Below are 7,034 nucleotides of genomic sequence, written 5' to 3'. Positions count from 1 at the left end.
CCGCAGCGACTTCGGCTCCGGCTTGGCCAGCCCATCCGAGCTCGGCGGCTTCGATGAGTTCCGCGAGTTCTCCCCCAGCCGGGCGTTCAGCCCCGTGATCTCGGCGTTCGCCTTCTCCAACGCGGCCCGCAGCTCGGCGATCTGGGCCGCCTGCGCCACGACCAGCGCCGCCAGTTCCTCATACGAGGACGCGGGCTGATCGACAGGCGACACACCATCAGCCTACGGACCAATCACCCACCGCGAGCACCCCACGCCCACAGCGATCGGCACCCAAACGACCTGACCCGCGACAACAGCAATCGATCAAGAGTGCTGACCAGTTACTCTTGAGCAACGGGAACGCGAGGCGCCGGAATCCGGCATCGCGCGGCAACTCCGGTTCTTCAAGGCCAACATCGGCGCCAGGCCCGACCCCCTCCACACGGGAATGCCCGACGCCGAGACGGCCGAAGTGAGACGTGAGTCCTTCGTCGACAATTTGATTGTGGCCACCTTCGGGGGCGAGGTCTACAACAAAGAGGTATTCAACGAAGCGGGCGGGTTCCCGCCGGATGCCGACAGGAACCCGCGATACCTGACCGACCGGAAGATGCGGCTTGCCCTCGATCCCGACGTCTGGCCGAGGATAGTGCACGCCGCGAGGATGCTCTACCGCTCCTACCTCGTGACAGAGCCCGCCGTGACACGGTTGGCGGTTAACTACTTCACCGCCAGCGACATCGGCCTAGAGCTGCTTGCATTCGGCGACGCCATCGACAGGTGGTGGAGTTCCAGGCGGGGTCAAACGGTCGTAGCCACAGCCACAGATCCCCGCCGGCACCTCTGCCGCATCGGCCATCACGTGATGATCGCGTGATGTGGTCATCGGGCTGGGGTGGTGCGCCCGGCCCGCCCGCACGAGGTGATCTCCACAAATCCGTTTGCCCAGACATACGTCGACCAGAATCCTGACGTCGTGCTGATACGACGAGAGACGTCTGTCGACCAACGAGCGATCTTCGCCGTCCACAACGCCGCCTTCGCCACCGCCGATGGCTCGGTTGCCGCCGAAGCACGGCTCGTCGACGAACTTCGCGCAGCCGGCGATGTCGTCGCAGGCCTGTCCCTCGTGGCCGAGATTGACGGTGACGTCGTCGGTCACGTGGTCGGCAGCCGCGCCCACATCGATGAGCACCCCTCGCTGGGGCTCGGCCCCCTGGGCGTGCTCCCCAGCCATCAGCACCGCGGAGTCGGCAGCGCCTTGATGCACGCGGTGCTCGCGGCAGCCGACGCCCTGGACTCACCCGCAGCCGTCTTGCTCGGCGACCCCACTTACTACCAGCGATTCGGTTTTCAGCTTGCGCAACCACTCGGCGTGCTCCCGCCCAACCCCGACTGGGCCCAGCACTTCCAGATCCGCACGCTGACTACCTGGACCGGCCGAACCCCCGGAGTGTTCCGCTACGCCTCAGCCTTCGACACCGTCTGAGTGGATGTTTGATTTGGGTTGATTACGGCTTATATCCTAGCGGGGGTCTCGCCAGGTGGGTGTGGTCTCGCCCGTTATGCGCTTGGCCACGTTGTCGATCATCGCTATGTGGATCATGGCTTCGGAGCTGGCGGGGAGGGTCTCGTAGTCGCGGGCCAGGCGGCGGTGGAGCATGAGCCAGCCCAGGGTCCGCTCCACGATCCAGCGCCATTGCACGAGCTGGAAGCCGGGGGTGCCGGTGTTTCGGGAGACGACCTCGACGTCGATGCCGTGGGCGGCTCCGTGTTCGACCGCGGTCTTTTTGAAGCCGGCATCGACCCAGGTTTTCGAGATGGTCTGGTAGGTGTTTTTGGCCTGGTCGAGCAGGCGTATTCCCAGGGTGTTGTCCGACAGGTGTGCGGCGGTGACGGTCACGGCGAGCAGCAGGCCGAGGGTGTCGGTGACGATGCCCCGCTTCCGCCCGACGATCTTCTTGCCAGCGTCCGTGCCCTGGCTGGTCAGGGGAACGTCGGTGGAGGTCTTGACGCTCTGGGTGTCGAGGACGCAGGCGGTCGGGTCGGGCGCGCGGCCGTCGGCGAGGCGGGCCAGGCCGGTCAGGTCGTAGCCGAGCCGGGCGAAGATGCCCTCGTCCCGCCAGGCGGCGTAGTAGAAGTAGACGGTGTTGTGCGACGGGAAGTCGTGGGGCAGGTATTTCCAGGGGACTCCCGTCCGGTTGAGATAGAGGATCGCGTCGAACACCTCGCGGAGGTCGACCCGGGCGGGCTGGCCGGTGGGTCGGCGGTCGAGCCGGGCTTTCCGCCAGGCCTGCAGGGCGGGTGCGATCAGGTCCCAGCGGGCGTCGGACAGGTCGCTGGGGTAGGGCTTGCGTGGGCTCATGGCAGACGCTCCTACCTGGTCTGCGTGGCCTTAAACCCGCCTGGCCGAACGTGGCTGGAGGGGAGTTTTCGTCCCATCGTCGAACCAGACGGACCTCGAGTCGCATATCCGCGCTCAACGGCTGCCGTGGTCGTAGCCTCGGGGGCACGGACGTGCTTCTACGGCGCGAAATACGTAAAGGCCGCCGACGGCAAAGGTGACTTATCGTCACCAGGGCTACGTAAACATCCACTGACACCCCACAGGCCTCGCGGACGACTCGGCCCCCGCGTCGTGTTCGGACTCAAGGCGCGCGGGCGTCGGTCACCCGTTGAGGAGGGTGATGCAGCGCCCGGCCGGGCTGGTCACGGTGATGATCGCGGTGCGTTCGTCGATGGGAGGCGCGTTCGTGCGCTGGTCGAAGATCGCAAGGGTGCCGGTCGGCAACTGGAGTCGGTCGAGATAGCGGTCCAGCTGTAGGAGCCCGGCCTTGAGCGGGTTGGATCTGCCGGTGCGCCAGGCCTTGATCTCGAAACCCTCGCGCTGGACCTGCCGCGGTCCCCCGCGGGGTGCGTAGGGCCAGCGGAGATGAAGGTCAATGCGGCCGGAGCCGAGCGCGTATTCGCGTTCGACCTGGCCGGTACCGTTGATGGCGCGCTGGAGGTAGCCCATGAGAATGAGCTGGGGCGCGGCCTCGTCGTAGTAGCCGCGGCTGGTGAGGAACTCGCCGTTCTCGATCCACCAGACCGCGAAGTCAGCGAGGACTCGTGGAAGATCGAAACTGCCGTCCGGGCGGACGAAGGTGCGGGGATCGGTGGTGATGCTCTCCTGCACGGAGGACGACAGGACGCGGACGATGACCTCGCGGTAGATCGGATTCGCGGCCCGTACTGGTGGGTCGGGCGCGATGAGGCCGAGATCACGGACATAGCTGACGTCGTCGTCGTACGGGTCGAGGACGAGCGGGTCCCCGGCGATCAACGGAGCGATGATCTCACGGACACGGGGTTCGGCTAGCTTGGAGGCCAGCGAGTCCAGGTAGGTGGCGCGCGCAAGGACGAGCCGTTCCTTCGCGGCCTCGAGATGCTCAAGTGTGATCGTCTCTGTGGCGGGCACGGCCATCTCCTCGACGACCTCGCGGGCCAGCGCGTTGACCAGCCACGGCTGGCCGCCCGTGAGCTCGTAGGCGTGCTCGACGGCGCCCGGCGCGAACGGCTGGCCGGTGGCGGCGGTGTGCTGACCGTAGAGCTCCGCCACCTCATCCGCGGTGAAGTCGCCCAGCCTAAGCGACTTGAGTTTGATGTTGAAAGGGCTCGACGTGCCCAGCCGCGACGGGTCACCACCGGCCGCCGCCTTGTAGTCACGGACATCGCGGAGACCACACAGCACGACCGATGCCGGGAAGGGCGCTGTGGAGCGGGCGTTGTAGCCGTCCCGCACCTGGCTGAGCACACTGATCAACGACTGGCCCTGAAGGGCGTCGATCTCGTCGAAGAACAGGACGAGCGGACGTGGGCAGATCCGGGCCCAGGCTCCGAGCGCCTCGACGATCAGGGTGCCGTCGGAGGTCTCCGGCCACGGCGCGGGCCGCAGCTCCGCAGACAGGGTGTCCTCGGCGCTGGAGCGGAGCCGGTCGAGAATCGCCCGGGACGCGGCGCGGATGTCGTCTCCCCAGGCGCGCCCGGTCTCGCAGGAGACGTGCACCGCGGCGTACCGGCCCTGCCTGGTCAGGTCGGCCGCGAGTGCGCGGAGCGCCGTCGTCTTCCCCGTCTGGCGGGGCGCGTGGACGACGAAGTAGGCCTTGAGATCCACCAACCCGGGCGCCTCCGGGAGGCGGGACAGCGCCGGGATCATGTAATGCTCCGCGGGGATGCACGGCCCAGCCGTGTTGAACCGACGGCTCACCAGTCCTCCTCCCCGCCCGACTCGCTACTTCACGACCAGCCTACCCGTGATCGACGATCTACCTGTGCGGCGAGTGATTCCTCCCTGACTGGTCGCGATCGCGCGGACGGACCAATGGAACACTCGTTCAATCCGTCAGGCGACACTCCGGTCGGCGCGGTCATCCAGCGTCGCCCCTGGCCAGGGGCCGGGTAGCGACCGGCCGGACGGTAATTTCAAGGCCAGCAACCAAGATCGATCGATTCGGGCTGGTACAGAGAGTCCACCCTTTTTCTGATCACGCCTCCGACCTCGGTGAACGCGGTTCGCGATCTATCGCTTTGAGATTCAACACCATGGAACGGTGCTGGTCAGGGCCTCGACAGCTGGTTCGAGCCCCGGCCGGACGACCATGTTGGGATCATGCGAACCGCGTCCGTTCCGCCGAGGTGCTGAGCGGCGGCGACTTCGGAGGACCCGCGGTAGCCACAGGCAGCCGCTGGGGCCGCGGCAAGAACGCGCATGGCAACCTGTTCACCGACGGCTTGGGCAGCGACGAAGGGGCCATCATGTCCCAGCTGCCGTCCAGCATGCCGATGGCACCGGCCGGGAGTCGCCGTTCACGTCAGGCGGCAGGACCACGCCCTTCGTCCTGGAGCACGTCATGTCCGTGGTCTCCTTGGCTGACGTCCCCGATTCGGTGGTGATCATGGTTGACACGTCCCGCGCACGGCTGTTCGGCAACCTCGACGATGAGATGCCTGGTGCATGACGGGATGCCTTGAGGAGGATCGCGGAGCCGTGCCCGGTCGCGATCTTTCTCGACGGTTCTACGAGCGGGCGGTTCGGTCGCTGGTCGTGGGCGTGCCCCACGCTGCCGCGTTGCTCGGTGAGGGGTCCGAGGTCCTCGGCTTCGACGACGAGGTCTCCACGGACCACGACTTCGGCCCCCGCGTGCACGACCCGCTCGATCTGCTCACCACGCGGCGTCGGGCACTGGCCTGGTACCCCGACGACGTCTGGCGCTACGTCCTGGCAGCCGGCTGGCTGCGGGTCAGCCAGGAAGAACCGTTCATCGGCCGCACAGGTGGCCGCGGCGGCGACGACCTCGGCTCGCGTGTGCTCGCCGCCCGCGTGGCCCGCGACCTCATACGGATCGGCTTTTCTCCTCGAACGCCTTGGTCTGGCTGAGCCCGTCGATCCCGCCCCGCGCCGCTTTCATTCCCGAGACATCCACGTACTCGGCGCCGAACGCCTCACCCGTGCGCCGACCGATGCGATCAGCGATCCGCAGCTGCGAACCCTCCTCACCCGACTCGGACACGGGCCCGACGGCCCGCTCGGCCATCTCCTCGGCGCGATCGACCAGGCCACCGACAGCTTCGCGCGCTGGCCGGACGTGCCGTGGCGGTCCGTCACAGGCTTCCGCAACATCGCCGTTCACACATACTTCGAGGTCGACTGGTCAATTGTGTGGCGCATCCACGCCGGCAGCCACACGTTCTGTTCAGGCCGCCGAGGTCTCACCGCTCGGATCGCCCAGCGTGGCCACCTTCTCCAGCTTGTGTTGCATTCGTCACACCGGTGGACGTATGCACTCCGCCGCCACCTCCCAGCGCTCCAACCAAGAGCGATCCCCACTCCACCATCACACCTCCACCCGTAGCGCCACAACATCACTGCTACGGTTGCGCAACGCCACAACTCGATAGGTATGGAGAACCGGGATGGCCAAGCGCAACGCCGCGCTCACTCTTCTGAGGAGTGAATTACTGGACCGCGGAGGGGCTGGTTCCGGGCATGAGGGAAGACGCTGGGAGCCCGGCTTCCAGCGCTGGTTTTATCGGTGTTCGGTTAGCGGCTGCGGGCCTTCCTTTCCGTCCGGGTTGGACGGTTATGCCGCTGGTGTGACGGTGACGGTGTAGCCGAGTTTCTCCAGTTCGCCGACGAGGTTCTTCCTGCGTCGTTCGGGGTCCCGGCGCCGGCGGGCGTGCCAGTCTCCACCGAGGTCCTGGTAGACGGTGTTGTTCGCGATGATGTGCCAGTAGGCGATGAGAATGTCGTGGCGGGTCGCACCGATGGCTTTCAGAACACCACGGCGACCACGGATCTGGGCGTGGTGGGATGCCAGGTAGGTGTCCTTGCTACGGGCGGCGGCGTGCGCGGCCTCGGTCAACGCGGTCCGTAACCACTTGTTGCCGTGGCGGGTACGACCGGACAGGCGTTTCCCTCCCGAGGTGTTGTTCCCCGGGCAGATACCCGCCCAGGACGCGAGATGGCCGGCGGTGGGGAACCGGCTCATGTCCAGGCCGACCTCGGCGAGCAGCACGGTCGCGGTGACCTCACCCACCCCGGTGATCGTGCGGATCCGGTCGACCGTCTCCCGAAAAGGGGCGATCATCACCTCAATCCGGTGGTCGAGCTCATCGATCTGCTCGTCGCACAGGTCGATCCGTGCCAGCAGCTGCGCGGCGAGGAACCCGTGATGCCCGGAACGGAACGTGCCCGCGAGCGCCTCCTGCAGCTGCGGAATCTTGCTACGGAGTCGGCCGCGAGCCTGATCGGCCAGATACTCCAGGGACTGTTCCCCCTCGATCATCTTCTCCAGGATCGCCCGGCCCGAGACCCCCAGCAGCTTCGAGGCGACGCTGGTGAGTTTCACCCCGGCGTCCTGCATCAGCTTCTCCAGCCGCTGGATCTCCCGGGTCTTCTCCTCGACCACTATCCGCCGGGCCCGGGTGAGATCACGGAGATCCCGCTGGGGTTTCGGGGGAACGAACGAGGCTCGTACCAGACCGTGCGCGACGAGATCGGAGATCCAGGC

The 7,034-nt window shown here is 66.8% G+C and carries 9 protein-coding genes; 4 read left to right on the top strand and 5 right to left on the bottom strand.

Translation table 11 applies throughout. The features are described from left to right. The coding region (locus AC08OV_RS22380; protein WP_476615159.1) for a DUF6444 domain-containing protein at positions 1-213 on the bottom strand (213 nt) is incomplete at its 3' end. A 217-nt stretch (positions 214-430) separates the two neighbouring features. Between AC08OV_RS22380 and AC08OV_RS22375 the strand changes: the two genes are divergently transcribed. Both AC08OV_RS22375 and AC08OV_RS22370 read left to right on the top strand, forming a co-directional pair. Continuing rightward, on the top strand, positions 431-859 hold the full coding sequence (locus AC08OV_RS22375; RefSeq protein ID WP_476615160.1) for a hypothetical protein: 429 nt from the start codon (positions 431-433) through the stop codon (positions 857-859). Positions 860-958: 99 nt separating this feature from the next. Further along, positions 959-1,471 carry a GNAT family N-acetyltransferase gene (locus AC08OV_RS22370; protein WP_476615161.1) on the top strand — a complete coding sequence of 171 codons (513 nt, stop codon included), beginning with the start codon at positions 959-961 and terminating at the stop codon, positions 1,469-1,471. Between the two features lie 36 nt (positions 1,472-1,507). Here the strand turns inward: AC08OV_RS22370 and AC08OV_RS22365 are convergent, their stop codons facing one another. Both AC08OV_RS22365 and AC08OV_RS22360 read right to left on the bottom strand, forming a co-directional pair. Further along, a complete protein-coding gene (locus AC08OV_RS22365) occupies positions 1,508-2,347 on the bottom strand; it encodes an IS5 family transposase (RefSeq protein ID WP_476615162.1) in 840 nt (279 codons plus the stop codon). 303 nt (positions 2,348-2,650) lie between these two features. After that, a complete protein-coding gene (locus tag AC08OV_RS22360; protein WP_476615163.1) occupies positions 2,651-4,231 on the bottom strand; it encodes an AAA family ATPase in 1,581 nt (526 codons plus the stop codon). A 780-nt stretch (positions 4,232-5,011) separates the two neighbouring features. Between AC08OV_RS22360 and AC08OV_RS22355 the strand changes: the two genes are divergently transcribed. Beyond that, entirely contained in the window at positions 5,012-5,401 is a 390-nt protein-coding gene (locus AC08OV_RS22355) for a DUF4037 domain-containing protein (protein WP_476615164.1), read from the top strand. Here AC08OV_RS22355 and AC08OV_RS22350 read toward each other — a convergent pair. Next, positions 5,358-5,654 (bottom strand): hypothetical protein, encoded by a 297-nt coding sequence (locus tag AC08OV_RS22350; RefSeq protein WP_476615167.1) that lies wholly within the window; start codon positions 5,652-5,654, stop codon positions 5,358-5,360. The two genes, AC08OV_RS22355 and AC08OV_RS22350, sit on opposite strands and share 44 nt — an antisense overlap. Between AC08OV_RS22350 and AC08OV_RS22345 the strand changes: the two genes are divergently transcribed. Next, on the top strand, positions 5,610-5,876 hold the full coding sequence (locus AC08OV_RS22345) for a HepT-like ribonuclease domain-containing protein (protein WP_476615166.1): 267 nt from the start codon (positions 5,610-5,612) through the stop codon (positions 5,874-5,876). The two genes, AC08OV_RS22350 and AC08OV_RS22345, sit on opposite strands and share 45 nt — an antisense overlap. A gap of 228 nt (positions 5,877-6,104) precedes the next feature. Here the strand turns inward: AC08OV_RS22345 and AC08OV_RS22340 are convergent. Continuing rightward, positions 6,105-7,034 (bottom strand): IS110 family RNA-guided transposase (locus AC08OV_RS22340; RefSeq protein WP_476615165.1); only part of this gene is annotated, 930 nt, incomplete at its 5' end.

The sequence above is a fragment of the Frankia sp. CeTa3Moorea genome (assembly GCF_978021225.1).
This window is presented reverse-complemented; position numbering and strand designations above follow the sequence as displayed.

What these genes read in the sequence shown, in the direction of transcription:
- AC08OV_RS22375 (WP_476615160.1), top strand. Translation starts at nt 431, where the DNA reads ATGCCCGACGCCGAGACGGCCGAAGTGAGACGTGAGTCCTTCGTCGAC.
- AC08OV_RS22365 (WP_476615162.1), bottom strand. Translation starts at nt 2,347, where the DNA reads ATGAGCCCACGCAAGCCCTACCCCAGCGACCTGTCCGACGCCCGCTGG.